Raw genomic sequence first — 25864 nt, forward strand, 5'->3', positions numbered from 1 at the left:
AACTCAGCAGTGAAACCGCTCAGCGCCGATGGTAGTGTGGGGTCTCCCCATGCGAGAGTAGGTCATCGTCAGGCACTTATTCCGGAAAAGCCCCGATCTCGAAAGAGGTCGGGGCTTTTTCATGTTGGGCCGATAGCACCGGCAAGGGTCTCCCCATGGAGAGTCCCGGAGCGCCGGCCGGATCATCGTCAGGCACTTATTCCGGAAAAGCCCCGATCTCGAAAGAGGTCGGGGCTTTTTCACGTTCAGGCACCTATTCCGATACCCCCCGCTGCGCAGGCAGCGGGGGTGTGTCATGTCTGGAGCCGGTGTGTCGGGCCGTTATCCGGGCTCAGCCGCCCACCTCGTAGAGCTCGATCGGTGTTCCGTCGGGGTCGGCGAGGAAGGTGAAGCGGGCCCCGGTGGTTTCGTCGACGCGGATCGGCTCGGGACGGGCCCCGCGGGCCTCGAGCAGCGCGATGCAGGCGTCGAGGTCGGGGGTGGCGAGCGCCAGGTGGCGCAGGCCGCAGGCCTCGGGGTAGCTCGGTCGCGGCGGGGGCGAGGGGAAAGAGAACAGCTCGAGCTGGATGCCGCCGGGCAGGCGCAGGTCCAGCTTGTGACTATCGCGCTCCTCCCGGTAGGCCTCGTTGAGGATCTCCGCGCCCATCACCTCGAGGTAGAAGCGCCGGGCGCGCGGGTAGTCGGCGGTGATCAGGGCCACGTGGTGCACGCGGGTCAACGGCAGCGGCTCTCGTGTTGCGTCCATGCGGACCTCGTCGATGGCGGGGTAGGGCGCCCCGAGGGAGCGCCGACGGTGGTGACCGCGCCTCAGCGGCAGAGGGTCTCGAGGACCTCGACCAGGCTGTCCATCTCGTCCTCGGTGCCGATGGAGACACGCAGCTGCTCGCTGAGGGGATCGATGTTGAAGTGCCTCACCAGGATGCCGCGCTCGCGCAGGCCGACGAACAGCTGGGCCGCATCGTGCTCCGGGTGGCTGACCAGCAGGAAGTTGCTCTGAGAGGGCAGGACCCGGAAGCCCAGGGCCTCGAGCCGGGTGCGGGTGCGCTCCCGGGTGGTGATGACCGCTTCACGGCACGCCTCGAAGTGTTCGCGGTCCTCCAGGGCGGCGATGCCGATGGCGCTGGCGAGGCTGTCGATGGGGTAGGAGTTGAAGGAGTCCTTGACCCGTTCCAGCCCCTCGATCAGCTCCCGGGACCCCACCGCATAGCCGAGCCGCAGGCCGGCCAGGCTGCGCGACTTGGAGAAGGTGCCGGTGACCAGCAGGTTGGGATGACGGGCCACCAGGGGCACGGCGCTCTCGCCGCCGAAGTCCACGTAGGCCTCGTCGACCAGCACCACCGATTCGGTGATCCGCTCGAGCAGCCCGGCGATGGCCTCCCGGCCGTGACCGTGGCCGGTGGGGGCATTGGGGTTGGCGAAGATCACCCCGGCGCTGTCCGGGGTGAAGGCGTCCAGGTCGACCCGCCACTGGTCGTCCAGCGGCAGCGCGCGACGCTCCACGTCATACAGCCGGCAATACACCGGATAGAAGCTGTAGGTGATGGCCGGCATCTGCAGCGGCCGGTCGTGACAGAAGAAGGCCTGGAAGGCCAGGGCCAGCACCTCGTCGGAGCCGTTGCCGACGAACACCTGCTCCACCTCGACGCCGAACTCCCGGGCCAGGGCCTCGCGCAGGGCGCGGGACTCCGGATCCGGGTAGCGACGCAGGTGATCGGCCGGGAACTCCCGCAGCACCGCCTCGACGCCCGGTGCCGGGGGGTAGGGGTTCTCGTTGGTGTTCAGCTTGATCAGACGCTCGCGCGGCTGCTCGCCGGGGACATAGGGCGTCAGCTCACGGACCTTGGGGCTCCAGAACTTGCTCATGGTCACTCTCAGGGTGTGGGGGCAATGCCGCCATGGTCGCCCGCCCGGCGTGCCCGCGCAAGCCGCGAGCCATGCTAGACTGAGCCCTCGTCTCTTCGCCTGCTACGGAAACTCTCCGATCCTCGCCACGCTATTGCCGGTGTTCCTGATCACCGGTTGCGGGACCCTCTACGGACGCTATCGTCGTCCCGACATCCGCGGCCTCAACACCCTCAACATGGAGCTCTTCGTGCCCATGCTGGTGTTCGAGCACGTCCAACCGATGGCATCATGAGAGGGCGAAACCGGCGGCGTCGAGACTGTCCGCCATTGTCACGAGAGGTTATGCTGTCAGGCAGGCTGCCGTGGATTGCGGCGTCATGCCCATTGGTTAGGAGGACGAAGATGCAAATCAGGACCTTGCTGGCTGGCTCTGCCATGCTCGCCGTGCTGGCGGGCTGCGCCACCGGCCCCACCGGCCAGGGAGCCGCCGATGACGGGATGGAGGCCGCGCAAGCGACCTATCAGGGCACGCTGCCGTGCCGCAATTGTGAGGGCATCGACCTGGATGTGACCCTGGTCGGTGATGCCGAGAGTGCCCCCCAGGATCGTACTTTCGACCTGCAGGCCTCCTATCGGGCGCACCCCCAGAATCCGCCGGACGAGAACTACGAGGGTAACTGGGAGGTGCTGAGCGGCACCGCCGACAACCCCGAGGCCACCGTCTACGAGCTCACGCCGAGCGGCGAAGGCCAGGTCTACTACTTCCTGCGCCTCGACCCGCAGACCCTGGAACTGATCGACCCCCAGCGTCGTCGCTTCCAGAACAACGAGATGCTGCGCCTGAAACGCCTCTGAGGCCATCGGCAACGCATGTCTCGAGGGGCGGCCAGCGGGCCGCCCCTCGTCATTGCGGGCCACCAGCCGGTGGCCCGAGTCGCGAATGTCACCTCCCGGGGAGCCCATGGCCAAAGCGAAGAGCGCCTTCGTGTGCACCGAGTGCGGTGCCGAATACCGCAAGTGGCAGGGGCAGTGCAGCAGCTGCCAGGAATGGAACACCTTGAGCGAGGTTCGCCTCTCGGCGGCCCGGCCCGGCGCCGCCAGCGGCGGTGGGACGGCGGGCCGCGGCGGCTATGCCGGCAGCCTGTCCCGGGAGGTCGTCGACCTGGCCCAGGTCGACCTCAGCGAGGTGCCGCGGCTGTCCTCGACCTTCGAGGAGTTCGACCGGGTGCTGGGCGGCGGGCTGGTGCCGGGCTCCGCCGTATTGCTGGGGGGCCATCCCGGCGCCGGCAAGTCGACCCTGCTGCTGCAGACCGCCTGCAAGCTGGCCCAGCAGCGCCGGGTGCTCTACGTCACCGGCGAGGAGTCGCTGTCCCAGGTGGCGATGCGCGCCCATCGCCTGCAGCTGCCGACCCAGGGCCTCAAGATGCTCGCCGAGACCAGCATCGAGACCATCCTCGGCGTGGCCGAGCGCGAGCGGCCGGATATCCTGATCATCGACTCCATCCAGACCACCCATCTGGAGGATATCGCCTCGGCGCCGGGCGGGGTGGCCCAGGTGCGCGAGTCCGCCGCGGCGCTGACGCGCTTCGCCAAGCAGTCGAGCACCGTGCTGCTGCTGGTCGGCCACGTGACCAAGGACGGCACCCTGGCCGGCCCCAAGGTGCTCGAGCACATGATCGATGCCTCGCTGCTGCTCGAGGGCGGGGCGGACTCGCGCTTCCGCACCCTGCGCGGCCAGAAGAACCGCTTCGGCGCGGTCAACGAGCTGGGCGTCTTCGCCATGCTCGAACACGGCCTCAAGGAGGTGAAGAATCCCAGCGCCATCTTCCTGTCGCGCACCGAGGAGCAGGCCCCGGGCAGCCTGGTGATGGTGGTCTGGGAGGGCACCCGGCCGATCCTGGTGGAGGTCCAGGCACTGCTCGACGACTCGGCGCTAGGCAACCCGCGGCGGGTGGCGCTGGGCCTCGATCAGAATCGCCTGGCCATGCTGCTGGCGGTGCTGCACCGCCACGGAGGCCTGTTCACCGGCGACCAGGATGTCTTCCTCAACGTGGTGGGCGGGGTCAAGGTGCTGGAGACCAGCGCCGACCTGGCGGTCCTGCTGGCGGTGGTCTCGAGCCTGCAGAGCCGGCCCCTGGCCCGCGAGCTGGTGGTGTTCGGCGAGGTGGGCCTGTCCGGCGAGATCCGCCCGGTGCCCAGCGGCCAGGAGCGCATCGTCGAGGCCGCCAAGCACGGCTTTCGCCGCGCCATCGTGCCCCGGGCCAACGCCCCCAAGCACTCGCCCGAGGGCATGGAGGTGGTGGCCGTGGACAAGTTGGCCGAAGCCCTGGAAGCCCTGTAGTTCTTGGCGCCCCGCCCGTCGGCGAGCGTGAAATCGGCGTCCAGCGACGGGGCGGGGGCGCTGTGTTGTAGAATGCCGGTAACGACGCCAAGGAGAACGAGATGAGTGCCATCCGCCTGACTCAGTACAGCCACGGCGCGGGCTGTGGCTGCAAGATCGCCCCCGACGTCCTGGACGGCATCCTCGCCAAGGCCGGGCCGGGCGCCAGCCATTCCCGGCTGATCGTCGGCAACCAGGGCCGCGAGGACGCCGCCGTCTACGACCTGGGCGACGGCCGCGGGATGATCGCCACCACCGATTTCTTCATGCCCATCGTCGACGACCCCTTCGACTTCGGGCGCATCGCCGCTACCAATGCCATCAGCGACGTCTTCGCCATGGGCGGCTCGCCGGTGATGGCGCTGGGCATCCTCGGCTGGCCCCTGGACAAGCTCGGCGCCGACATCGCCGGCGACGTGGTGGCCGGGGCCCAGGCGGTGTGCCGCGAGCTCGGCCTGGCGCTGGCCGGCGGCCACTCCATCGACGCCCCCGAGCCGATCTTCGGCCTGGCGGTCAACGGCCTGGTCGACCTGGAGCACCTCAAGCTCAACAAGGGCGCCCAGGTCGGCGACCTGCTCTACCTGACCAAGCCGCTGGGCGTGGGCATGCTGACCACCGCGGAGAAGCGGGGGCTGCTCGAGGCCGGCCACCAGGGCCTGGCGCGGCGCACCATGCTGGAGAGCAACCGCATCGGCACCGAACTGGCCAGGATCCGTGGCGTGCACGCCATGACCGACGTCACCGGCTTCGGCCTCGCCGGCCACCTGGCCGAGGTCTGCGAGGCCAGCGGCGTCGCCGCCCGGATCGACTTCCGTCGCCTGCCGCGGCTGGCCGAGGCCGAGTCCTATCGTCGCCAGGGCGCGGTGCCGGGCGGCACCCAACGCAACCGCGACGCCCTGGGCGCGGCCCTGCCGGCCATGGACGACGTCCACTGGCAGTGGCTGTGCGATCCCCAGACCTCCGGCGGCCTGCTGCTGTCGGTGCATCCCTCCTGGGAGGACGACGTCGAGCGCGTCGGCCGTGACCACGGCCTCGAGCTCGAGCCCTTCGGCCAGGTCGTCGCCGCCAAGGGCGAGGCGCGCATCGAGGTGAAGGGATGAACCTGCCGCTGGTCGAGCCGTCGCTGGACCTGCTTCGGGAGGAGCGGGTGCTGATCGACGTGCGTGCGCCGGTGGAGTTCGCCCAGGGCGCGCTGCCCGGGGCGGTCAACCTGCCGCTGATGGACGACGAGGAACGCCACCGGGTCGGCATCGAGTACAAGCACGCCGGCCAGCAGGCCGCCATCGTGCTGGGCGAGCGGCTGGTCAGCGGCGGCATCAAGGCCGCCCGGGTCGCGGCCTGGCGGCGCCTGCTCGAGGCCCATCCCGATGCCGTCATCTACTGCTTTCGCGGCGGGCTGCGCTCCCAGGTCGCCCAGCAGTGGCTGGCCGAGGCGGGCCTCGAGCGGCCGCGCATCCGCGGCGGCTGGAAGGCCATGCGCCAGGCGCTGTGCGAGCGCATCGACGCCGCGGCCGGCCAGCCGCTGGTGGTGGTGGGCGGCCTCACCGGCTGCGCCAAGACCAGCCTGATCCAGGCCCTCGACAGCGGCCTGGACCTGGAGGCCTGCGCCCGCCACAAGGGCTCGGCCTTCGGCCGCCATCCCCTGCCGGCGCCGTCGCAGATCGACTTCGAGCACGCCCTGGGCCGGCGCCTGCTGGCGCTGCCGGGGCCGGTGGTGGTGGAGGACGAGTCGCGCCATATCGGCGCGGCCAACGTGCCACTGGCCTTCTGGCGCAGCATGGAGCAGGCGCCCCGGGTGCGGGTCGAGATGTCGCTGGACTGGCGCCTGGCACAGATCCACAAGGACTACATCGACGACCTCTGGGAGGTCTATCGCCACCACTTCGGCGACTGGTTGGGCTGGGCGCTGATGCGCAAGCAGCTCTCCACCGCCCTGGGGCGGCTGCGCAAGCGGCTGGGCAGTGCGCGGCTGGCCCGCCTGCAGCGCCTCCAGGCGCTGGCCTTCCGCGAGCACGAAGCGGGCAATCGCCAGGCCCACGAGGCCTGGCTGGCACCGCTGCTCACCGAGTACTACGACCCCATGTACCGCCACCAGTTGCAGAAGCACGACGGCCAGCGCTTTCTCCACGTGGGCGACTGGGAGAGCTGCCTGGCCGCCGCCCGGGAGTGGAGCGCCGAGGCCGCCCGCCGCGATGACGTGCGCCCGGCCACGCCGGCCTGACCCTCAGCTCGCCGGCCTGGCGCGCAGCCACTGGGAGAGCAGCCGGTCGAGCAACGGCGCCAGCCGGTCGAAGCGCTTGGGATCGGCCAGCATCGCCCCGCGGTCCTGGTGGTGGGAGCTGGTGTCGTCGCCGCTGGGGCGGGGCAGGTGGTCGAGCATGGCGGTCACGCTCTCCGGGGTGGCCTCCAGGTGGCAGAGCAGGCCCACCACCCGGCCGTCGTCCCAGCTGAAGCCCTGCAGCGGGCTGGCCTGGCTGCCACCCAGCGGCAGGGCGTCCTCGGGCAGGGCGAACACCTCGCGGTGCCACATGAAGGCATCGAAGTGGTCCGGCAGGTCGAAGGGGCTCTCCGGGGCCTGCACGACCCGGTGCCAGCCGGTCTCGGCATAGGTGCCCCGGGCCACCGTAGCGCCCAGGGCCTCGGCGATCAGCCGTGCCCCGTAACCGATGCCGAGCAGCGGCTTGCGGCCGTCCAGGGCCTGGTCGATCAGCTTGCGCTCGCGGCGCTCCCAGTCCGGGGGCGGGGTGCCGTCCTCGGGCCCGTCGAGCACGATCAGCGCATCGCCATCGGCCAGCCGCGGCGGCAGCTCGCCCTGGTCCAGATGGAAGACGGTATGGCTATGACCCATGCTGTCGAGCCAGTCGCCGATGCGAGCGGGCCCGCGGTGCGGGCTGTGCTGAAGCAGGTGGAAGTGCATGCGCGATCTCGCCGGTTGCCTGAACAAGGGAAAGCTGCGGAAGGGTACATGAAGCCAGCGCTGAAGGAACAGATACTGACCATCATCGCCGCGATCCCCCCGGGGCGGGTCACCACCTATGGGCGCATCGCCGCCATGACCGAGGGCGGCACGCCACGGCTGGTGGCCCGGGCGCTGCGCGAGCTCCCGGCGGGGCACGAGCTGCCCTGGTTCCGGGTGATCACCGCCTCGCGGCGCCTGGCCGACCATCCGGGGGCCGACGAACAGCGCCGGCGATTGATCGACGAAGGCGTGGCCTTCGATCACCGGGGGAGAGTCGCCAGCGAACGCCTTTGGCCCTGAGACCGATAAATCACGAGGAGACTCCATGAGCCAGTCATCCGGCGGCTTCTTCCAGCGCCTGCAGGCGCTATCACCCCGTCGCCAGCAGGCCTTCATGGCGGCGCTCTGCGAGCGGCTGCTGCCCAACTATGCCCTCTACGCCGAGACCACCGGCCACGGCGATGTGAAGGGGTTGCGCGCCGTGCTCGACCTGGTCTGGGAGCGCCTGGCGGTCAAGGAGGCGCGCATCGACTTCGAGCGCCAGGCGGAGAAACTGGCCGAGCTGGAGCCGCCCGCCGAGGATGACAGCTTCGGCGCCCGCCGGGCCCTGGAGGCGGTGGTGGCGATCTCGGCGCTGCTCGACACCCTGCAAGGCGAGGCCCCGGAAGCGGTCCTGGAAGTGAGCAGGACGTCTCGAGGGGGCGTGCGGGCCTTCATCGAGCTGACCGAGGGCGAGGAGGACGGCGAGCGCCTCGCCGCCCTGGTGCGTGAGCATCCGCTGATGGCGGACGAGAACGACTTCCAGGACGCGGTGCTCGAGGCGGTGGAAGGCGAGCTCGACCGCGACGGCCTCAAGGCGCTGCGCCGGCTGGGCCGCAACGAGGGCGTCAGCAACCTGGGGCTCGGCCCCGAGGAGTAGGGCGCCGTCGCGAGAGAGACCAACGACAAGGGCCCGCCGGATGGCGGGCCCTTGCCTTGTGGCGACGGGGGACGGAGCTACAGCCGCATCTCGATCCCTCTCTCGGCCATATACCGCTTGGCCTCGGGGATGGTGTACTCGCCGAAGTGGAAGATGCTGGCGGCCAGCACCGCATCGGCGCCGCCGTCCTTGACGCCCTCCACCAGGTGGTCGAGGTTGCCGACGCCCCCCGAGGCGATCAACGGCACGCTCACCGCCTCGCTGATGGCGTGGGTGATGCCGATGTCGAAGCCGGCCTTGGTGCCGTCGCGGTCCATGCTGGTGAGCAACAGCTCGCCGGCGCCGAGTTCCACCATCTTCTTCGCCCACTCCACGGCATCGAGGCCGGTGGGGCGACGGCCGCCGTGGGTGAAGATCTCCCAGCGCGGCGTCTCGCCCTCCGCGGAGACCCGCTTGGCGTCGATGGCCACCACGATGCACTGGCTGCCGAAGCGCTCGGCCGCCTCGTGCACGAACTCGGGGGTGTTCACCGCCGCGGTGTTGATCGACACCTTGTCGGCCCCGGCGTTGAGCATGGTGCGGATGTCGTCGCAGGTACGGATGCCGCCGCCCACGGTCAGCGGGATGAACACCTCGCCGGCGATGCGCTCGACCATCTCCACCGTGGTGCCGCGGTCCTCGTGGCTGGCGGTGATGTCGAGGAAGGTGATCTCGTCGGCGCCCTGCTGGTTGTAGCGCTGGGCGATCTCCACCGGGTCCCCGGCGTCACGGATGCCGATGAAGTTGACGCCCTTGACCACGCGGCCGGCGTCGACGTCCAGGCAGGGGATGATGCGCTTGGCGAGTCCCATGGTCAGCTCCCGTCTCGTTGGCCGGTGAGTTCGTCGCAGAGTGCCTGGGCCTCGGCCACGTCCAGGCTGCCCTCGTAGATGGCGCGGCCGGTGATGGCGCCGAGGATGCCCGGCTCCCCGGCGGCGATCAGCGCGCGCAGGTCGTCCAGGTTGGTGACGCCGCCGGAGGCGATCACCGGCAGGCCACCCTGGCGGGCCAGCTCGGCGGTGGCCTCGACGTTGACGCCGCCCATCATGCCGTCCCGGGCGATATCGGTGTAGACGATCGACGAGACCCCGTCATCGGCGAAGCGCTTGGCCAGGTCGGTGGCCTTGATCTTGGACACCTCGGCCCAGCCATCGGTGGCGACGAAGCCGTCGCGGGCGTCCAGGCCGACGATCACGTGGCCGGGGAAGGCCCGGCACATCTCGGTGACGAAGGCCGGCTCCTTGACCGCCTTGGTGCCGATGATCACCTGGGAGACGCCGGCCTCCAGGTAGTGTTCGATGGTCGCGGCCGAGCGGATGCCACCGCCGATCTGGATCGGCAGTTCGGGATAGGCGCGGGCGATGGCGGTGACCGCCTCGCCGTTGATCGGCTCGCCCTCGAAGGCGCCGTTGAGGTCGACCAGGTGCAGCCGCCGGGCGCCGGCCTCGACCCAGCGCGCGGCCATGGCCACCGGGTCGTCGCCGTAGGTGGTGGCGTCGTCCATCCGGCCCTGCTTGAGCCTGACGCACTTGCCGTCCTTGAGATCGATGGCGGGGATTACCAGCATGTCCAGTCCTCTTGGGGCGCGGCAGCGGGCGCCCTGTTGTCATGGGCGCGGCAGCGGGCGCCCTGGAAAGTCGTCACGGGCGCGATGAGCGGCGCCCGGGCACTCGGCGGCGCCGTTCAGGGCGTCCACTGTACGAAGTTTTCCAGCAGCTTCAGGCCGGCCCGGGAGCTCTTCTCCGGGTGGAACTGCACGGCGAAGGTGGCGTCGCGGCCGGTGGCCACGTGGGCGGTGACCCGCCCGTAGTCGGTGGTGCCGAATACCTGGGCGTCGTCGGCGGCGTCCACGTAGTAGCTGTGCACGAAGTAGAAGTGCTCCTGGTCGTCGATGCCCCGCCATAGTGGGTGCGCGTGGTGCTGACGGACCAGGTTCCAGCCCATGTGCGGCACCTTGAGGCGGTGGCCCTGGTCGTCGCGCATGTCGGCGGGGAAGCGACGCACCTCGCCGCCCATGAAGCCCAGGCAGTCGATGCCGCCGTTCTCCTCGCTGTGGTCGTGCAGCATCTGCTGGCCGACGCAGATCCCCAGCAGCGGCTTGGCCTGCTGGTCCAATTGCTCCTCGACCAGGCCGCGCAGCTCGGTGCGCTCGAGTTCGCCCATGCAGTCGCGGATGGCGCCCTGGCCGGGCAGGACCAGGCGGGTGGCGCCATGGATGCGGCGGGCGTCGCGGGTCACTACCACATGCTCGTGGGTGACATGTTCCAGAGCCTTGGCGACGGAATGCAGGTTGCCCATCCCGTAGTCGATGACGGCAATGGTCATGGGGCGCTCCTCGTAACGGTCGGCGGTCTCACAGGCTGCCCTTGGTGGACGGCATCTGGCCGGCCATGCGTGGGTCTTCGGCGACGGCCATGCGCAGCGCCCGGCCGAAGGCCTTGAAGATGGTTTCCGCCTGATGGTGGGCGTTGAAGCCCTTCAGGTTGTCGATATGCAGCGTGACCCGGGCATGGTTGACGAAGCCCTGGAAGAACTCCCAGAACAGCTGGGTATCCAGGCGGCCGATGCTGGCGCGGGTGAACTCGACGTCCATGAACAGCCCCGGGCGACCCGAGAAGTCTACCACGACCCGGGACAGCGCCTCGTCGAGGGGCACATAGGCATGGCCGTAGCGGTAGATGCCGCACTTGTCGCCGACCGCCTTGTCGAACGCCTGACCCAGGGTGATGCCGAGATCCTCGACGGTGTGGTGGTCGTCGATATGCAGGTCGCCCACCGCCTTGATGTCCAGGTCGATCAGGCCGTGGCGGGCCACCTGGTCGAGCATGTGGTCGAGGAAGGGCACGCCGGTCTCGCAGGTCAGCCGGCCCTCGCCGTCGAGGTTCACGGTGACGGTGATCTGGGTTTCCTTGGTGTCGCGGGTGACCGTGGCGATACGCTCGGACATGTCGGGTCTCCAGCGCCTGGGCGCTTTTCGGGGTGAGGGCGGGCTCCCTGACGCCGGGCGCCGTCGGGGACCTGGAAGGCAGGGACGTGCCTGCCGTCGCAGAACTGCCATTATAGTGAAACGCCGCCCCCATCCGCTACAATGCCTGCCACTTCAGCGGTGGCGGCAACGGCCACCCCTCAGGGAGAATCTCGCATGCCGGTAACGCTCCACCGAGTCGACCAAGCGGCCTGGGACGCGGATGCCCAGGTGCAGCAGGACCTGATGCGCATCTATGCCGACGCCCCTCCCGAGCGTCTGCCGCTCCCCCCGGAGGACTTCATCAGCCGCCACCTGGCGGCGGACCGCTTCTTCTGCTGCGCCCGCTTCAATGACCGCCTGCTGGGCGCCCTGGCGGTGCAGCGCGACCACGAGGCCTGGTGGCTCTCGCACCTGTGCGTGCGCAAGACCACCCGCCGCCGGGGCGTGGGTACGCGCCTGCTGACCCTGACCGGCGAGGCCGCCCATGCCGAGGGACTGCGACTGTGCGTGGCCAACCCCCAGCTGCCCTTGGCCGACCAGCTGTTGCTGAGTCGTCTCGGTTACCGGTTGACCAAGACCGGTGACTACTTCGAACTGGATCTGCCGCCCAAAGGAGCCGGGCAATGAAGCGAATCTTGCGAACCCTGCTGGCCGCCATCGGTGTGCTCGGGCTGGTCGTGGTGGGGGCCGTGGTCTTCGTGACGACCTTCTTCGACCCCGAGGATCTCAAGCCGCGCCTCGTCGACGTGGTGCGGGAACACAGCGGCCTCGAGCTGGACCTGGAGGGGCCACTGGCGTGGTCCTTCTATCCTCGCCTGGGGGTCAGCGTCGAATCGGCCCAGGCGCGCCTGGCGTCCCAGGCCGCCGACGATACGCCCTTCGCCGCCTTCGATCATGCCGAGGTCAGCCTGGCCATGGCGCCGCTGTTGCGTGGCGAGATTGCCATCGACGGCCTGACCCTCGACGGCCTGGCCCTCAACCTGGAACGCGACGCCGAGGGACGCGGCAACTGGGAGACGCTGATCGAGCGTCTCGAGGAGCGCGGCGAGGAGGCCGAGGCCGTGCTGGCGCCGGCCAGTGCCGGCCCCAACCCGGAGGACGCCGGCGGCCTGGCCGTGGCGCTCAACATCGCCAGCGTGCAGATTCGCGATGGCCGGGTGAACTACCGGGATGCCCAGGCCGGCCGCGAGCTGGCCTTCGAGCAGGTCGACATCTCCGGCAGCAACGTCAGTCCCGATACCCCCTTCCCGCTCAGCGCGAGCCTGCAGGTGGCGGTGGAGAACGGCACCGAGGCCCGGGCCGAGGGCGCCGCCGGGCAGGTCAGCCAGGTCGAGCTCGAGACCGAGGTCAACCTGGGGCTGGCCGAGGGCCGTCACGTGCTGAGCGACCTGATCCTCGACACCTCCACGCGCCTCGCCGGTGGCGACGAGGAGGAGGCCCAGGAGGCCCGGCTCAACGCCAAGGAACTGGTACTGGATCTTGCCGGCGGGCAGATCAAGTCGAGCGGCAGCCAGCTGGAGCTCAACCTGCTCCATCCGCGCCTCGGCGAGAAGCGCCTGCCGCTGACGCTGGCCTTCCAGTTAGACGCCAGCCTCCAGGAGGACACCGCCCGGCTGCGCGAGATGCAGCTGACCGGCCCCGACGGCCTCGAGGCCAGCGGCAACCTGGCCATCAACGAGCTGCGTCAGGCGCCCAGCTACGAGGGCCAGCTGCGCCTGGCCTCGCTGTCGCTGCGGCCCTGGCTGATCCGCTTCCAGGCGATGCCGACCACGGCCAGCAACGAGGCACTGAGCGAGGTGGCCCTGGCCAGCTCGGTCGAGGGCGACCTCGAGACCCTCGCCCTGGACGACCTGACGCTGAGCCTCGACGGCAGCACCTTCAACGGCCACCTGGCCGGGCGCTTCGACGGCTCGCGCCTCGAGGCCGACCTCAAGGGCGACAGCCTGACCCTGGACGACTACCTGCCCCCCCCGGACGGGGCGCCCAAGACCGCCTCCCGGGGGGCGATCATCCAGCGCGCCGTCGCCCAGGAGCAGACCGGCGGCCTGGTGCCCGCCGAGTGGCTGGGCGAGCTCGACCTCGACGCCCACCTGTTGCTCGGCCAGCTCACGCTCATGGAGCAGACCTTCGAGAACGTCGAGCTGACCCTCCAGGGAACCGAAGGCCGTCACCGGCTGAAGGCCTTCGAATCGGACTTCCACGATGGCCACCTCGCTGCCAGCGGCCAGCTCGATGTGCGCGAGACGCCGCTGCGCTGGCGGCTGGCACCGCGGGTAGAGAACGTCCGCCTGGACTCGCTGCTGGATAGCCTGAGCAGCGAGCCCGCCCCGCTGGGCGGTCGCCTGCAGGGTGAGGGCGAGCTCGAGAGCCAGGGCAATAGCATGGCCGAGCTCAAGCGTGCTCTGAGCGGGCGGTTGGTCACCCGGGTGGCCGAGGGCCGCATCGCCGGCGTCAACGTCTCCCAGGAGCTGTGCACCGCCGCGGCCCGTCTGGAGGGCGAGACCCCGAGTCGCGAGTGGCGCGAGGACACCGAGTTCGAACGCGCCGAGGCCAGCTTCCGGATCCGCGACGGCGTGGCCGAGAGCGACGACCTGCTGGTGACCATCCCCGGGGTCGCCCTGGATGGCGAGGGCCAGCTGGATCTCGCCAGCGAACAGTTCGACCTCAAGGCCGCCGCCCGCTTCACCGACTCCGTGGATGCCGCCTGCGAGGTAAATCCGCGGCTCGTCGACGTGCCCTTCCCGGTGCGTTGCGAGGGCCAGCTCGGTGGCGACAGCGGCGAGTGGTGTCGCTTCGACCGCGAGGCCTTCCAGGACATCCTGGCCGGCCTGCTGCGCCGTGAGGTCAGCGAGCGGGCCGACGAGGAGGTCGAGGAGCGTCTCGACGACGCCGTGAAGAAGCTCGACGAGCGCCTCGGTGAGGGCTCAGGCAGTGAACTTCGTGACACCCTCGAGGGTCTATTCGAATGAGCATCTAGTAAGCCAGTCCTGCGCCGACGTCCCGTCGGCGCTTTTTTTCGTGTCGAGATCGCCCCATGACGGATCATCCGCCCGCCATCCTCGCCTCCCAGGCCTTCCAGCGGCGCCTGCTCGACTGGTTCGAGCTCCACGGTCGCCACGACCTGCCCTGGCAGCAGGACCGCACGCCCTACCGGGTATGGGTCTCGGAGATCATGCTGCAGCAGACCCAGGTGGCCACCGTGATTCCCTACTTCGAGCGCTTCATGGCGCGCTTCCCGGACGTGCAGGCCCTGGCGGCGGCCTCCCGGGACGAGGTGCTGCACCTGTGGACCGGGCTCGGCTACTACGCCCGCGGGCGCAACCTGCACAAGGCGGCGCGCACCGTGGTGGCCGAGCACGGCGGCGAGTTCCCGGTGGGCAGCCTCGAGGCCATGGCCGCGCTGCCGGGCATCGGCCCCTCCACCGCCGGGGCGATCATCGCCCAGAGTACCGGGTGGCGTGCGGTGATCCTCGACGGCAACGTCAAGCGAGTACTCGCTCGCCTGCATGCCGTGGAGGGCTGGCCGGGGCGGCCGGCGGTGGAGCGCCGTCTGTGGGCGCTGGCCGAGCACTACACCCCCGATCACCGGGTGGTGGACTTTACCCAGGCGATGATGGACCTGGGGGCCACGCTGTGCAGCCGCGGCCGCCCCGACTGCGTGGCCTGCCCCTTCAACGATGCCTGTCGAGCCCATGCCCGGGGTGAGCAGCGCCGCTTCCCCGAGTCCAAGCCCAAGAAGGCCATCCCCACGCGGCACGCCGCCATGCTGCTGCTCCAGGACGACGCGGGCCGGGTGCTGCTCGAGCAGCGTCCCGCCAGCGGCCTGTGGGGCGGGCTCTGGAGCCTGCCGCAGTTCGAGGACGAGGCGGGCCTGCTTGGCTGGCTCGACCAGCATGCGCCCCGGGCCGAGCTCGACGCGGCCTGGTCGTCGTTCACCCACGTGTTCAGCCACTTCCGCCTCGAGATCACCCCGCGGCCGGCTCGAGTGACGCGGCTCGACGCCGTGGGCGAGAGCCGCCGCTGGTTCGATCCCGAGGCGCCGGACAGCATCGGCCTGGCCGCCCCGGTGAAGGGCTTGCTGGAGTCGCTGCGGCCCTTCACCCTGTCCGCACCCGAGAGTCCCCATTCCGATGTCCAGGAGAAGTGACCGATGAGCCAGACCGTTTTCTGCCGCAAGTACCAGCAGGAGCTGGAAGCCCTGCCATTTCCGCCGTTGCCCGGCAAGAAGGGCCAGGAGATCCAGGCCACCGTCTCCAAGCGGGCCTGGGAGGAGTGGCAGGCGCTGCAGACCCGCCTGATCAACGAGAAGCACCTCAACATGCTCGAGCCCTCCGCCCGGGAATACCTGATGGAGCAGCTGGAACGCTTCCTCGACAACGAGGAAACCGACCAGGCCGAGGGCTATGTTCCCCCCGAATCGTGACCGCTGGAGGATCCCACTGGCACCGCCATCTTTTTGAAACGGAAAGGGTTGACGCGAGCGGGCCGGTGGGGTTTAATACGCACCGTTGGCGAGGGCCAGATAGCTCAGTTGGTAGAGCAGGGGATTGAAAATCCCCGTGTCGGCGGTTCGATTCCGTCTCTGGCCACCACAATGCTGGGGTATAGCCAAGCGGTAAGGCACCGGTTTTTGGTATCGGCATGCGCAGGTTCGAATCCTGCTACCCCAGCCACGTCAACCCCGTTTCCGTTCTGCATCTCGACCCGCAGTTGGTCCCGAGCCGGCATAGCTCAGTTGGTAGAGCAACTGACTTGTAATCAGTAGGTCCCGGGTTCGACTCCTGGTGCCGGCACCATCGAGACGTCGGGAAAATCAAAGCGTTGCAGAGCACAAGAGGCCGCCCATCGAGGCGGTTTTTTTGTGTCTGTCTACAGCGCGTGGACAGCCTTCTGTAACCGCGCGCCAGCTTTGGCACCGAGCCACACCCTCTTTGGCACAACCAAAAAGCACGAGAGGGCATGGATATCGCAGTGCATTTGGCACCATGTCCCCTATCCACTGAACCTGTTGGTTCGAGGTTGGCGTGTCTTTCCCTCTCTACAGGCGAGGTAACCGCAGGAAATACACTTGTACCAGAGTCCATCGTCATTCATCGGGGAAAGTCGACCATCCTCCTTGCACTTAGGGCAGATCACGTGAGAGGGCTCAACATCGGTCACATACTCATCCCTGAGCGGCATGATCAAGTAACCACCTTCCGTCCACTCTAGCCGGTACTTATTGAATCGCTGCTGCTTCTCAAGCTTCTCCTTGAGCTGCCTGTTCTCTTCGATCAGCTCATGGTGCTCCGCGAGTAGGGCCCCCAGGTCAGATTGCGACGAGGCCAGTTTCTCCATGATTTCGGCTACCGCGGCATTGAGCTCTGCCTGATCATTCACGTCTTTGATGGCCTTGGCCGCTTGTATCGCTGCCTTCAAGCCCGTTACAGCAGCTCCTACTTCGATCATTCCATCCCCTCCTGTAAAAACCATAAGTTTGGCGACATCAGAACAGCCCTGCGGGCTCGGCCTCGACATCCCAACTGAAGATCAGCACCTCGCTGGCCTCCGAGCCCTTGCCGCCGCCGACGGTGTAGCGGATGTCGGTGGTCTCGATGTGGTAGCCGGTGAAGATCCGGCGGATGTCGGGGTGGTCGTTGAGGCTGATGATCGCCTTGCCCTTGAGCCGCCCCAGGATCTCAGCCATCTCCTCATACTGCTCGATACCAAAGCCGACGCCATAGCCTTCAGTTTGCCAGTATGGCGGGTCCATGTAGAACAGCGAGTGCGGCCGGTCGTAGCGGCGGATGCACTCCTGCCAGGCCAGGTGCTCGATGTAGGTGCTGGCCAGGCGCAGGTGGGCCGCCGAGAGTGTCTCCTCGAGGCGCAGCAGGTTGAGGCCCGGCGGCGTGGTGGTGGCGGTGCCCCAGCTCTGCCCCTCGATCCGGGCGCCGAAGGCGCTCTGCTGCAGGTAGTAGAACCGGGCGGCTCGCTGGATGTCCGTCAGCGTCTCCGGGCGGGTCATCTTCTGCCACTCGAACACCTGGCGGCTGGAGAGCGCCCACTTGAACTGCCTGACGAACTCCTCCAGGTGGTGCTGCACTACGCGGTAGAGGTTCACCAGCTCGCCGTTGACGTCGTTGAGCACCTCCACCTCGGCCGGTATCGGGCGCAGGAAGTAGAGCGCGGCGCCGCCGGCGAAGGGCTCGACGTAGCATTGGTGGGCCGGCATCAGCGGAAAGATCTTGTCAGCGAGACGGCGCTTGCCGCCCATCCAGGGAATGATCGGGGTAGCCACGAGGCGCCTCCTTTGGCACAGGTATGGAGCTCGTGGCTCTCTGGTTGAGGTACCCGCAGCGCGGGCACTTGATCTCGATGCGGTCGTAACGGCTGGCCCGGGCCAGCTTGCGGTTGCACTCGGTGCAGCGTATCTCGTCCATCGCCTAATCAAGCCTTCTAACGTTCTAACGTTTGGCTTAGACTCGATCCCGCCTCGCGCGAGGTGGGGAGCCTTGGCCGGCTTGCAGGCATGCTCTGCGGGTTCGGCGGCCGCCCTGGGTGCTCCACCACCCCGAGCGGTCGCTCCTCTTCACCATCTTCCCAGCGTTATACCCCCAACTCCTCCTTGAGCTGGTCAATCTTGGCTTGGTCGTCTGGGTCATCGACCTCAATCAGCAGGATCTTCGGGGTCATGTCGGTGCCTGGGTGGTCGCGGGAGACCAGCGGCGGCATCCTCCTGTCCGGCTTCACGACCACGTAGGTGCCCGAGCGTGGGTCATCGCCTACCGCCTGCAGCTCCTGGACACGGCCGATGGCGCCGATGATGTGGTAGTCCGAGACCTTCACCGTGCCGATCTCGGCGTCCGAGATGCGTGTGACCGAATAACTTGATGCCATGAGGTTGCTCCATCAGTGGATTGGCCCTACCACCCTAGCTTCTCGCTCCTCCTTCAACAGCCTGTTTCTTAGGGGCGGCGGTCGCCCTGGGAGCCCTCACACCCCGGGCGGTCGCTCCTCTTCAGTTCGTCAACTCTCCACCATCTCGTAGGCGAACACCTGGAACTCTTCGCCCAGCCGCTCCAGGCTGCCGATGTGGGTGCCGATGATGTAGTGGTAGTTGGTGCCGGGTACCACGGTGGTGTCTTCGTACCACAGCCCAGATTCGCCTGTCGGGGGCGCCAGGTCGGCGCGTTGCAGCGTGGCGGCGTTGATCGGCGCCGGCAGGCTGTTGGGGTCCAGAGGCTGAGTGTCGCGGTAGATGTCGAAGCCGTCCTCGCTGTCGTTGAAGGTCTCGAAGTTGAGCACCGCGATGCCGGGCTTGGAGGGTACGCCGGCGAGGACCTCTACCCCCGCCGAGGTCAGCCGCGCCCCGCCCTCGTGCACGTCGTCGGTCAGGACCTCGACCCCGGCCGAGGTCAGACGCGCCCCGCCCTCGTGCACGTCGTCGGTCAGGACCTCTACCCCCGCCGAGGTCAGGCGGACGTCATCGCTCGCCATCAGATCACCTCATGCCGTGAGTAGAGACCATTGACCTCGGTCTCGGTGAAGGCGCTCGCGGTATCGGGGTTCTGCTCCAGGACGCCCGACTTGTCGAAGCGGTAGGTGTCGTCCAGCAGAGGCTGATCGGCCCCGGCGAGCACCGTGCCCGTGCTGAGTCGCAGCTCGTGACGGGCGTCGTTGGTGCCGCTGGTGTCGCGCTTGGCCACAGCGTGGAACTTGAGGGCGTAGATGCCTAGGGATGTGCCCAGGGCCGCGTACTCGTACTCCGAGGTATCGCCGACGGTGCTGGCCACCACGTAGCTGGTATCGCCGTCGTGCGGCTGCTCATCGACCATCGCGAAGCCGTCGGTACCGCTCAGCGGAATGAAGTCGGCCTGGGCCCGATCGGCATTGGGCGCCAGTGAATGGATGCGGTGGGGCACCAGGTCGGTCATGTGGTGGTCGGCCACCACCACGTCATCCACCAGCAGCTCGGTGGAGTCGATATCGAGGCCGATATGCAGATAGGTCGAAGTACTCGCGAAAGTCTGATCGTTCAGCGTCACCGTCGTGCCGTTGAGGCGCACCTTGATCCAGCCGTCCGCAGCACCGCCGGATGATTCCCCCTGAACGTCAAGGGCCAGGTAGTAGTAGCCGCCTTCAACAATGGTGCCCACCGGAAAAATCTCGGGATCAACTCCAGAGGTGTAGAGGGTCACCGACCCGTCGCTGGCGATGGACACGGTAGCCAGCTCATAGGCCGTAGAGGTGGAGGGGCTGTAAGATAAGCGGATCACCCGGTTGGTGGCGCCGAGCAGGCCATTGAAGAGAAAGTGTAGACGGACCCCAAGTTGCGACCCCGCCCGGAAGTCTATTCCGTTACTGGTGTTTAGGTTACCGGAGCGCAAACCCTCCCCGTTAGACCCGGTCACCCGCAAGGCCTGGCCGCCCCAACGGCCGCCTCCGGCCTGGATGCTGGCCGCTGTGCCCCGAAACGTCCAGATCGAGTCCTGGAACAGGACATCGTCGGGGGTGAGGGGGCTGTCGAACCCATCCATCGTCAGAATCGTCATATCACACCTCGTCTGCCTGGAAGTAGGCGTCGATCATCTGCACCGGCGAGAACAGCCGCAGGCGCTGGGTGGCGGATTGCCAGCAGGCCAGGCCGTCGCGCAGCGAGCGGATCTCCACCACCACGTAGGTCGAGCCAGAGGGCGGCTCGTCGGTGGCGATGTCGACGCTGTAGCTGGTGTCGGTGCCCAGGTCCTGGCGCAGGTACTCGGTGAGCACGCCGTTGCCGTCCTCGCCGTAGAGCACCACCTCGAAGGTCACGCCGGCCTCGGGGGTGACGTGGCCATCGCTCCAGCTGTTGAGCACCGCGGTCTCGTCGAGGCGGTTGCGGCCGGCCCAGGTGACCAGCGCCGGGTAGTCCGGCGGGATCTCCTGGTCGGGCCACAGCTCGCCGTTGACCTGGACGTTGGCCGGCCGGTACGGAAGGTGCAGGCGGCCACTCATGGTGGTGGTCACGTCGGCGGCGGCGCTGACATCGAGCTGGCCGTTGGCGGTGTTGGTGAGCAGGCGCACGGTGGCGGTCTCGCTGAGCGCGCGCTCGACGCCGGTGCTGCCGAGCACGTCGCCGTGCAACGCCCACACTGGGGTGCCGGCGGGCCATTCCTGGGGCACGGTATCCAGCACGCCGCGGGCGATGTGGTGGCCGGCGGTGTCGACGGCCTTGATCAGCCCGAGCTCGCCGGTCGGGTCAATGGGGCCAATCCACACCAGTGTGCCCTGCACGAAGTTCTCGCCACCCGCCAAGGAGTCCAGGCCCCCGAGGATGGTGATGGTCTCGCGGGGGATGTCGGCCTGCAGCAGGCCGCGCCCGGCGAGATCGACGGTACCGGCGCCCGTCCACACCGTGTCGCCGTTGGCGTCGGGCACCTGGTGCATCAGCTCGTAGTCGAACACCCCGCCCAGGTCGTGGGCGCCGAACACCAGGTCGAAATCGCTGGTATCGTCCACCGCCTCGGCGGCGGCATCGCCGATCTGCTGGGCCAGGGCGAAATACGGCACCGAGGTGATGTGCTCCCAGGTCAGCGGCTCGGGGTCGCGGGCCGGATTGACCCAGGCCGAGCCGTCGGACTCGACGTAGGACTGCGCCGGCATGCCGAACACGTCCTCGATCAACGAGAGGGTGATCTTGCTGTCGCCCGGCTTGCCGTAGTCGACGTCGGTGATGCGCATGGGGATCGACTCGAAGCCGTAGTCGGGCCAGGTCAGCGCGATGACGTCACCCGGGAGCAACCGCCAGCCCTCCCGGTTGGTCTCCAGCTCGGCGGTGGCCAGGGCGCTGGAGCCCACCAGCAGGTCGCGGGTGGCGCAGCGCAGGGCCAGCTCGGCGGTACGGATGCCGATGTACTCGACGGTGTCACTGACGATCTCGCCGCCCTGCAGGTTGACGTTGGCGGTGTCGTGGACGGTGACGGTCTCGGTCTGCTCGTTGGCCGGGTTGGTCCAGACGACGTTGATCTCGTTGATGGTGTCGCCCCAACCCTTGCGATCGAAGGCCCGCAGGGTGCTGTTGTGGGGGCCGAACACGGGCAGTTGCTCGGGGTCGTAGTCGTCGCGCACCAGCTTGAGGCGGATGCGCCCGGTGAAGGGGTCGCGGCCCAGGGCGCCCTCGATGGTGTCCTGGATCTCGCCGACGAACTCCTCGATGGACTGCTGGCGATGCCACAACAGGGCCAGCCCGAAGCCCTCGCCGGCGAGCGTCGCGGCGGCATCGATGAACGACTGGTCGTCGAACAGCGAAGCCGGGCGACCCATGCCCCACTCGCGGTTGGTCAGGCACTCGTAGATGATCGCCGCCGGGTTGGCGAGCTGCATGCCGTCGACGACGATCACCGGGTCGAGCCCACTCGGCAAGCCCTTGCAGGCCCGCCGCACTTTCGCCCAGAGCGACTTGACCATGGCGGTATTGGAGCCGATGTTGGCCCCCGCTCGCCCGCTGGAACCCCCGTGGATGAAGAAGCTCAGCACCCCCCGGTAGCCCGGGAGCTGGTCGGGGTCGGCGGTGTCGGAGGCGCCGTTGCGCTGCAGACTCGCCGCCAGCGCGTCGCTGACGAGCTGTGCCGCCCCGCCGAACATCACGTCGATCACCCCAACGAATCCGCCCTCGCGCTTGGGCCCGCCGAACAGGTTCGGCTTGCTGACGCCGGTCGAGCCGTTGGCGGCGATCGGCGTGTCGACGATGCGCTTCTCGCCGTAGCGGATCTCCAGGATCTCGTCCGCCTCATGGCAGACCCCGTAGTGGGCCGCGATGTAGTAGTCGGTGACTGGCTGCTTGGCGCTGCCGCCCTTACTGCCCATCGCGGATCTCCTTTCTCTTGGCCTCTACGATATGCCGGGCCCGCCAGTCGCCGGCGGCGATGAACGCCTCGGCGTCGATGCCCTCGGCCAGGAACGCCCGGAAATCCAGGTCGTGCCGATCGAACCAGCGCTTGGCCCCCCAGCAGCAGTGGTAGCGCCGCACGTCGTCGATGGTGATCCTCATGCGCTCACCTCGTACTGGCGCTTGTCGACATCGCCGTAGTAGAGGACGTTCGGGTTTGTGACGGTAATCTCGCCGAACACCACCGGGATGGGCTTGCCGGCCTCGGCGCTGGGCTCGCGCAGGTCCTGCGCCTGGGCCCGGCTGGCCTTCTTGGGCCGCACCAGCAGGTAGGCGATGACGTTGAGCACGAAGGCGACGGCGAGCGATACCCAGAATCCCATGACCGGTCCTCCTCAGTTGTAGATGCGCGTGGTGCCGTGGGGGTTGTCCAGCGGGATATAGGGCATCCCGCCGTAGCGCGGCGCGTTGGCGAAGATGTCGCGACAGTCCCCCAGGGTGTGGCGGCAGCCCTTGGCAAGCTCCACGCTCTCGCTGGGCTCCAGGTGACGTGGCGCACCGGCGAGCGTCAGGGTCGAGGTGCCGGCCTGGGCGTTCTGGACGATGCCCAGCACGGTGCGCTGCTCCAGGGGCAGGCCGAGGGGCTGCCAGGAGACGACCCCGCCGCGGTACTGGTCCTCGATCAGGCCGCTGACGGTGATGGTGCGCGGGTCCACCGAGGTGACCCCCACCGTGATGCTGTGGGCGTTGCGATCGGCCTGGCACTGCGGGCCATACAGCACGTGCGGGCACATGTACTGCCAGTGCCAGCGCAGCCCGGTGCGGCGCAGGCTGGTGTCCACCGATTCGCCGTGCAGGGCGGCCAGGTAGCCGCTTCGCTTGCACGAGAGGATGCTGCCGATCCACACCGCCATCGGCGTGGTGATGGCGCCGGCCTCGGCGTCCCAGTGACAGCGGAAGATGGTCAGGCCGACCACGTCGCTGGGCGGGTAGACCAGGAACAGTTGGGCGATCTCGGCCTGCTCGTCGATCTCGATCTCCATGTCGGAGCGATCGAGGCTCTGCGAGGCAACGATCGGCTCGCGGTCGAGTCCCGCCACCGGCTGGTAGGTGATGGTGTCGTGGGTGATCGCGAAGTCGGCATCGGTGTAGGCCAGGATGGTGCCGACCCCCGGGCCGTAGCTGAATCGATAGAGCTCGATAGGCTCGCCCAGGGCGTCGCTGAGCTCGATGGTCTCGGTGGTCATAGGTCCTCCAGCACCTGGAACGCGAGCGTGGTCTCGGCGACGGCGGCGGTGATCCAGCGGATCCGCAACTCGTCACTGGCCAGGCGGCAGCGCGGCAGCCAGCAGCACTTGGCCACCTCGTGGGCCTCGATGGTGCGCGGCCAGGCGGCGTCCAGCGCCAGCTTGGGGTTTTCGGCCTCGGAGAGATCCGCCCCGGTCACCTGGCGGAACAGCTCGGTGCCATCGGTGAGGCGCACGTAGACGTTGCGGTAGACGCGCTCGGCGTCCATGCGATCGGCGTCCTCGATGTCGCGAATCGGCAGCGCCTGGCTGCCGTCGAGCAGCGTGGTGGCGGCCGGCAACGGCAGGTCGTCGTCCTGGGTGGGGGCATAGCACTCGCCGCGCCGGCCGCGCATGCGCAGGAAGAATTGCTCGATCGCCCGCACAGCGTCCCGTCCCTCGAGGGTGAAGGCGAACTTGCGGATGTCCTTGGGCGCGTCGTGTGGGGTGCGGGTGGCGAACTGGCCGCGGCCGCTGTCGAGCCACTCGAAGGCCCAGCGGTGGTCGACCTGAGGCCGGGTCACCCAATTGGGGCGCGCCAGAAACACCTCGCGGTCGCGCCAGGTGACCGGGGCCGCCGGGAGGTCGAGCTGCCCGGTCTGGTGCATCTCGGTGAAGGCCAGCGACATCTCGCCCACCGCCGCGGTGTAGCGCCGCGCCGAGAGCGAGGCATCGGCGTGCACGATCAGCCCCGGATAGGCGACGCTGCCCGCCGGGTAGGGGTAGGCCGTGGGCGAGTTGAGGGTGACGGTGGTGCCGACGATGTCGGCGACCTCGATGGCCTGGGTGTTGCCGCCGCCGCGGAGCACGATCAACTGCCCCACCTCGAGCTCGGGCATCGTCTCGTCGAGCTCGAGGATCTCCGCCCCGGCCGGGAGGCCAGCGAAACCGACGCCGCGGGCCCAGTCGGCCATGGCGTAGTTGCGATTCTGCCAAGTCGAGAGCAGGCGATTAGCCCGGCGGCTGCCCTCGCCATCGACCAGCGGCGTGAAGGCCAGAGTGCGCCGTGGCAGGTGGCGCAGAGCGATGCGCTGCTCGCTGCCATCGAAGGCCTCGAGGATCTCGGTGCGGCAGGCCAGGGTCTCCTCGTAGGGGTGCTGCCAGTTGGGGGCGATCGACCACTGGATGATGCGCTGACCCACCACGGTGAAGTGCGGCGAGCCCTCGGCGGTCGCGAAATCGAGGTCATACCGAGCATCAATGCTGGCCGGGCCATCGGGGTGCACGGCGACCGCCAGGATGAAGTTCTCCAGCGGGGCGAACGTGTAGGGCAGCGTGGGCCCGGAGACGTCGATGCCCTCGCCGGCGGTGACCAGGATGTCGTCGAGTTGGCGGGTGGTGCGGTAGGCGTTCCACACCTCCACCTCGCGCTGTGTCGTTGCGGTGATCGAGCCGACGCGCAGCTCGCCGGGCACCACCCAGATGGTGTCGTAGACGTCGCCCACCGGGCTGGCCGCCACCGCCCCGCCATGGCCATCGGGCAGCGCGGCGTTGGGCAGGTTGTCGGTCAGCGCACCCTCGAGGTAGGGGATGCCGATGTCGTACACCTCGGGCGGCTGGACGAACGGGATGGCCTCCGCCCCGGAGGTGTAGAGCGAATCGGACCACTCGACGAAGACGCTGGGGATCACCGACGGCATAGGATCAGGCCCTCAGCACCGCAATGCCCATGTACTCGGTACCGCCGATCACCCCGTCGGGATGGTCGGCGTCGTAGCTGGTGCCGCGGGTCTTGTTGCCCAGCGGGAAGAGCTGCCAGTCGTTGGCGCCGAAGGTGATCACCTGCTCGGGGTTGAAGTCGTCGATATGGATCATGCGCACACCGGCGACCGCGCCGATCGGCACCCAGAAGTCGTCGATCTCGAAATCGGCGCGGATCAGGAAGGGCGCCATGGGCGCGGCGGCGTTGTGCAGCGGCAAGCCGGGGTGGATGAGCCGGCGATTGTCGTTATCGGTGCAACCGCCGTAGAGGGCGGCGATGCCATCGGTGTCGACGATGCTGTTCTGGTTGACGTCGGCATGGCTGAAGGCGAAGCGCCCGACGCCCAATGGCGCATTGGCACCGTCCAGCAGCACCCCGCCCATGCGCTCGGCGATGCTGCCGGCGTCGTAGCGATTGGCCCCGCCGAACAGCATGTGATTGTAGGACGACTCCCAGGCCCGGCGGTGGTTGCTACTGAACGACGAGTTGCTCGTGGTCCAGAGGGTGCCGTCGGCCACCGCCCCGCAGGTCCAGTCGCCGTAGCGCTCCAGGTAGCCGAAGTGCAGGTGGTGGTAGTCCCCCGGCAGGGAGTTGATCACCATATGGCACCAAGGCTCGGGGCTGTTGCCGCCGAACAGCCAGACGTTGGCCAACCCGCTGATGGTGTCGACGTGGGCGGTGAAGGTGTCGGCGCCCTTGGTGACCTGGCAGGAAATCTCGCTGCCGTGGGGATCGTTGTCGGCGTGGCCGAGCACGAAGGTAGCCTCGCTGGCCTTGGGGTCGATGGTGGCAATCTCGTTGCCGCTGTCATAGCTCGCCGTCCAGCCGAGTTGCACGCTGGTGAAATCGACCAGCTCGGAGAGCACCTCGCCGACGGTCGCCGGTACAAAGGAGGTAAAGGCCATGGCTACTCTCCAGGG

At 68.4% G+C, this 25864-nt stretch carries 29 protein-coding genes, 3 tRNA genes, 1 rRNA gene and 1 pseudogene; 15 read left to right on the forward strand and 19 right to left on the reverse strand.

The features are described 5' to 3' along the window. Nucleotides 1-74: ribosomal RNA gene (gene rrf / locus FHR97_RS20700) — 5S ribosomal RNA — on the forward strand; the annotation flags it as partial. Nucleotides 75-331: 257 nt separating this feature from the next. Here rrf and gloA2 read toward each other — a convergent pair. After that, a complete protein-coding gene (gloA2, locus tag FHR97_RS12500; RefSeq protein WP_183384149.1) occupies nucleotides 332-745 on the reverse strand; it encodes an SMU1112c/YaeR family gloxylase I-like metalloprotein in 414 nt (137 codons plus the stop codon). Nucleotides 746-807: 62 nt separating this feature from the next. Continuing rightward, a complete protein-coding gene (gene hisC, locus FHR97_RS12505) occupies nucleotides 808-1863 on the reverse strand; it encodes a histidinol-phosphate transaminase (protein WP_183384150.1) in 1056 nt (351 codons plus the stop codon). A 118-nt stretch (nucleotides 1864-1981) separates the two neighbouring features. Here hisC and FHR97_RS20705 point away from each other — a divergent pair. The 5 genes and pseudogenes from FHR97_RS20705 to mnmH form a co-directional block, all read left to right on the forward strand. Then, a pseudogene (locus FHR97_RS20705) lies at nucleotides 1982-2110 on the forward strand (AEC family transporter); the annotation flags it as partial. Between the two features lie 137 nt (nucleotides 2111-2247). Further along, nucleotides 2248-2700 carry a copper resistance protein NlpE N-terminal domain-containing protein gene (locus FHR97_RS12515; protein WP_183384151.1) on the forward strand — a complete coding sequence of 151 codons (453 nt, stop codon included), beginning with the start codon at nucleotides 2248-2250 and terminating at the stop codon, nucleotides 2698-2700. 106 nt (nucleotides 2701-2806) lie between these two features. Then, entirely contained in the window at nucleotides 2807-4186 is a 1380-nt protein-coding gene (gene radA, locus FHR97_RS12520) for a DNA repair protein RadA (protein ID WP_183384152.1), read from the forward strand. A gap of 101 nt (nucleotides 4187-4287) precedes the next feature. Further along, nucleotides 4288-5325, forward strand: coding sequence for a selenide, water dikinase SelD (selD, locus tag FHR97_RS12525; RefSeq protein WP_183384153.1), 1038 nt, complete (start codon nucleotides 4288-4290; stop codon nucleotides 5323-5325). Beyond that, entirely contained in the window at nucleotides 5322-6446 is a 1125-nt protein-coding gene (mnmH, locus tag FHR97_RS12530) for a tRNA 2-selenouridine(34) synthase MnmH (RefSeq protein WP_183384154.1), read from the forward strand. Before selD ends, mnmH begins: the two co-directional genes overlap by 4 nt. A gap of 3 nt (nucleotides 6447-6449) precedes the next feature. Here mnmH and FHR97_RS12535 read toward each other — a convergent pair whose 3' ends face one another. Continuing rightward, nucleotides 6450-7142 (reverse strand): type 1 glutamine amidotransferase, encoded by a 693-nt coding sequence (locus tag FHR97_RS12535; protein WP_183384155.1) that lies wholly within the window; start codon nucleotides 7140-7142, stop codon nucleotides 6450-6452. Between the two features lie 48 nt (nucleotides 7143-7190). Between FHR97_RS12535 and FHR97_RS12540 the strand changes: the two genes are divergently transcribed. Then, a complete protein-coding gene (locus FHR97_RS12540) occupies nucleotides 7191-7484 on the forward strand; it encodes an MGMT family protein (RefSeq protein ID WP_183384156.1) in 294 nt (97 codons plus the stop codon). Between the two features lie 25 nt (nucleotides 7485-7509). Further along, nucleotides 7510-8103, forward strand: a complete 594-nt coding sequence (locus FHR97_RS12545) for a YjaG family protein (protein WP_183384157.1) — start codon at nucleotides 7510-7512, stop codon at nucleotides 8101-8103. 77 nt (nucleotides 8104-8180) lie between these two features. Here the strand turns inward: FHR97_RS12545 and hisF are convergent, their stop codons facing one another. The 4 genes from hisF to hisB all read right to left on the reverse strand — a co-directional run bounded on the left by hisF (nucleotide 8181) and on the right by hisB (nucleotide 11089). Next, on the reverse strand, nucleotides 8181-8954 hold the full coding sequence (gene hisF / locus FHR97_RS12550; RefSeq protein ID WP_183384158.1) for an imidazole glycerol phosphate synthase subunit HisF: 774 nt from the start codon (nucleotides 8952-8954) through the stop codon (nucleotides 8181-8183). 2 nt (nucleotides 8955-8956) lie between these two features. Then, entirely contained in the window at nucleotides 8957-9709 is a 753-nt protein-coding gene (gene hisA, locus FHR97_RS12555; RefSeq protein WP_183384159.1) for a 1-(5-phosphoribosyl)-5-[(5-phosphoribosylamino)methylideneamino]imidazole-4-carboxamide isomerase, read from the reverse strand. Between the two features lie 116 nt (nucleotides 9710-9825). Continuing rightward, complete coding sequence (gene hisH / locus FHR97_RS12560; protein WP_183384160.1) at nucleotides 9826-10467, reverse strand: imidazole glycerol phosphate synthase subunit HisH; 642 nt, start codon at nucleotides 10465-10467, stop codon at nucleotides 9826-9828. A gap of 28 nt (nucleotides 10468-10495) precedes the next feature. Further along, nucleotides 10496-11089, reverse strand: a complete 594-nt coding sequence (gene hisB / locus FHR97_RS12565) for an imidazoleglycerol-phosphate dehydratase HisB (RefSeq protein ID WP_183384161.1) — start codon at nucleotides 11087-11089, stop codon at nucleotides 10496-10498. 195 nt (nucleotides 11090-11284) lie between these two features. On the opposite strand from hisB, the gene FHR97_RS12570 reads away from it, so the two are divergent. The 7 genes from FHR97_RS12570 (at nucleotide 11285) to FHR97_RS12600 (ending at nucleotide 15906) form a co-directional block, all read left to right on the forward strand. Beyond that, nucleotides 11285-11737 carry an acetyl-CoA sensor PanZ family protein gene (locus FHR97_RS12570; protein ID WP_183384162.1) on the forward strand — a complete coding sequence of 151 codons (453 nt, stop codon included), beginning with the start codon at nucleotides 11285-11287 and terminating at the stop codon, nucleotides 11735-11737. After that, entirely contained in the window at nucleotides 11734-14079 is a 2346-nt protein-coding gene (locus tag FHR97_RS12575; RefSeq protein WP_183384163.1) for an AsmA family protein, read from the forward strand. Before FHR97_RS12570 ends, FHR97_RS12575 begins: the two co-directional genes overlap by 4 nt. 65 nt (nucleotides 14080-14144) lie before the next feature. Further along, nucleotides 14145-15257 (forward strand): A/G-specific adenine glycosylase, encoded by a 1113-nt coding sequence (gene mutY, locus FHR97_RS12580; RefSeq protein ID WP_183384164.1) that lies wholly within the window; start codon nucleotides 14145-14147, stop codon nucleotides 15255-15257. A 3-nt stretch (nucleotides 15258-15260) separates the two neighbouring features. Beyond that, entirely contained in the window at nucleotides 15261-15533 is a 273-nt protein-coding gene (locus FHR97_RS12585) for an oxidative damage protection protein (RefSeq protein WP_183384165.1), read from the forward strand. Between the two features lie 93 nt (nucleotides 15534-15626). Beyond that, a tRNA-Phe gene (locus FHR97_RS12590) sits at nucleotides 15627-15702 on the forward strand. 6 nt (nucleotides 15703-15708) lie between these two features. Next, nucleotides 15709-15783 (forward strand) — tRNA-Gln (locus FHR97_RS12595). Between the two features lie 47 nt (nucleotides 15784-15830). After that, nucleotides 15831-15906, forward strand: a tRNA-Thr gene (locus tag FHR97_RS12600). Nucleotides 15907-16102: 196 nt separating this feature from the next. Here FHR97_RS12600 and FHR97_RS12605 read toward each other — a convergent pair. The 12 genes from FHR97_RS12605 to FHR97_RS12660 form a co-directional block, all read right to left on the reverse strand. After that, nucleotides 16103-16558, reverse strand: a complete 456-nt coding sequence (locus FHR97_RS12605; protein ID WP_183384166.1) for a hypothetical protein — start codon at nucleotides 16556-16558, stop codon at nucleotides 16103-16105. 37 nt (nucleotides 16559-16595) lie between these two features. Then, entirely contained in the window at nucleotides 16596-17387 is a 792-nt protein-coding gene (locus FHR97_RS12610; RefSeq protein WP_183384167.1) for a DNA adenine methylase, read from the reverse strand. Beyond that, nucleotides 17338-17529: a Com family DNA-binding transcriptional regulator gene (locus FHR97_RS20710; RefSeq protein WP_183384168.1), complete on the reverse strand. Its 192-nt coding sequence runs from the start codon at nucleotides 17527-17529 to the stop codon at nucleotides 17338-17340. The genes FHR97_RS12610 and FHR97_RS20710 overlap by 50 nt, the downstream gene beginning before the upstream one ends. A 166-nt stretch (nucleotides 17530-17695) precedes the next feature. Beyond that, the gene (locus tag FHR97_RS12620; RefSeq protein WP_183384169.1) at nucleotides 17696-17986 is read right to left on the reverse strand and encodes a hypothetical protein; all 291 of its coding nucleotides are present in this window, start codon (nucleotides 17984-17986) and stop codon (nucleotides 17696-17698) included. 129 nt (nucleotides 17987-18115) lie between these two features. Further along, the gene (locus FHR97_RS12625; protein WP_183384170.1) at nucleotides 18116-18586 is read right to left on the reverse strand and encodes a hypothetical protein; all 471 of its coding nucleotides are present in this window, start codon (nucleotides 18584-18586) and stop codon (nucleotides 18116-18118) included. Further along, the gene (locus FHR97_RS12630) at nucleotides 18586-19641 is read right to left on the reverse strand and encodes a hypothetical protein (RefSeq protein WP_183384171.1); all 1056 of its coding nucleotides are present in this window, start codon (nucleotides 19639-19641) and stop codon (nucleotides 18586-18588) included. Before FHR97_RS12630 ends, FHR97_RS12625 begins: the two co-directional genes overlap by 1 nt. A 1-nt stretch (nucleotide 19642) precedes the next feature. Then, on the reverse strand, nucleotides 19643-21934 hold the full coding sequence (locus FHR97_RS12635; protein WP_183384172.1) for a phage tail protein: 2292 nt from the start codon (nucleotides 21932-21934) through the stop codon (nucleotides 19643-19645). Beyond that, the gene (locus tag FHR97_RS12640) at nucleotides 21924-22118 is read right to left on the reverse strand and encodes a hypothetical protein (RefSeq protein ID WP_183384173.1); all 195 of its coding nucleotides are present in this window, start codon (nucleotides 22116-22118) and stop codon (nucleotides 21924-21926) included. Before FHR97_RS12640 ends, FHR97_RS12635 begins: the two co-directional genes overlap by 11 nt. Next, entirely contained in the window at nucleotides 22115-22339 is a 225-nt protein-coding gene (locus FHR97_RS12645) for a hypothetical protein (protein ID WP_183384174.1), read from the reverse strand. The genes FHR97_RS12640 and FHR97_RS12645 overlap by 4 nt, the downstream gene beginning before the upstream one ends. A 12-nt stretch (nucleotides 22340-22351) precedes the next feature. Next, on the reverse strand, nucleotides 22352-23203 hold the full coding sequence (locus FHR97_RS12650) for a baseplate hub domain-containing protein (RefSeq protein ID WP_183384175.1): 852 nt from the start codon (nucleotides 23201-23203) through the stop codon (nucleotides 22352-22354). Next, a complete protein-coding gene (locus FHR97_RS12655) occupies nucleotides 23200-24882 on the reverse strand; it encodes a hypothetical protein (RefSeq protein ID WP_183384176.1) in 1683 nt (560 codons plus the stop codon). The genes FHR97_RS12650 and FHR97_RS12655 overlap by 4 nt, the downstream gene beginning before the upstream one ends. 4 nt (nucleotides 24883-24886) lie before the next feature. Then, nucleotides 24887-25849: a hypothetical protein gene (locus tag FHR97_RS12660; protein ID WP_183384177.1), complete on the reverse strand. Its 963-nt coding sequence runs from the start codon at nucleotides 25847-25849 to the stop codon at nucleotides 24887-24889. Nucleotides 25850-25864 lie beyond the last annotated feature (15 nt).

This window comes from Halomonas stenophila (genome assembly GCF_014192275.1).
GTDB lineage: Bacteria > Pseudomonadota > Gammaproteobacteria > Pseudomonadales > Halomonadaceae > Halomonas > Halomonas stenophila.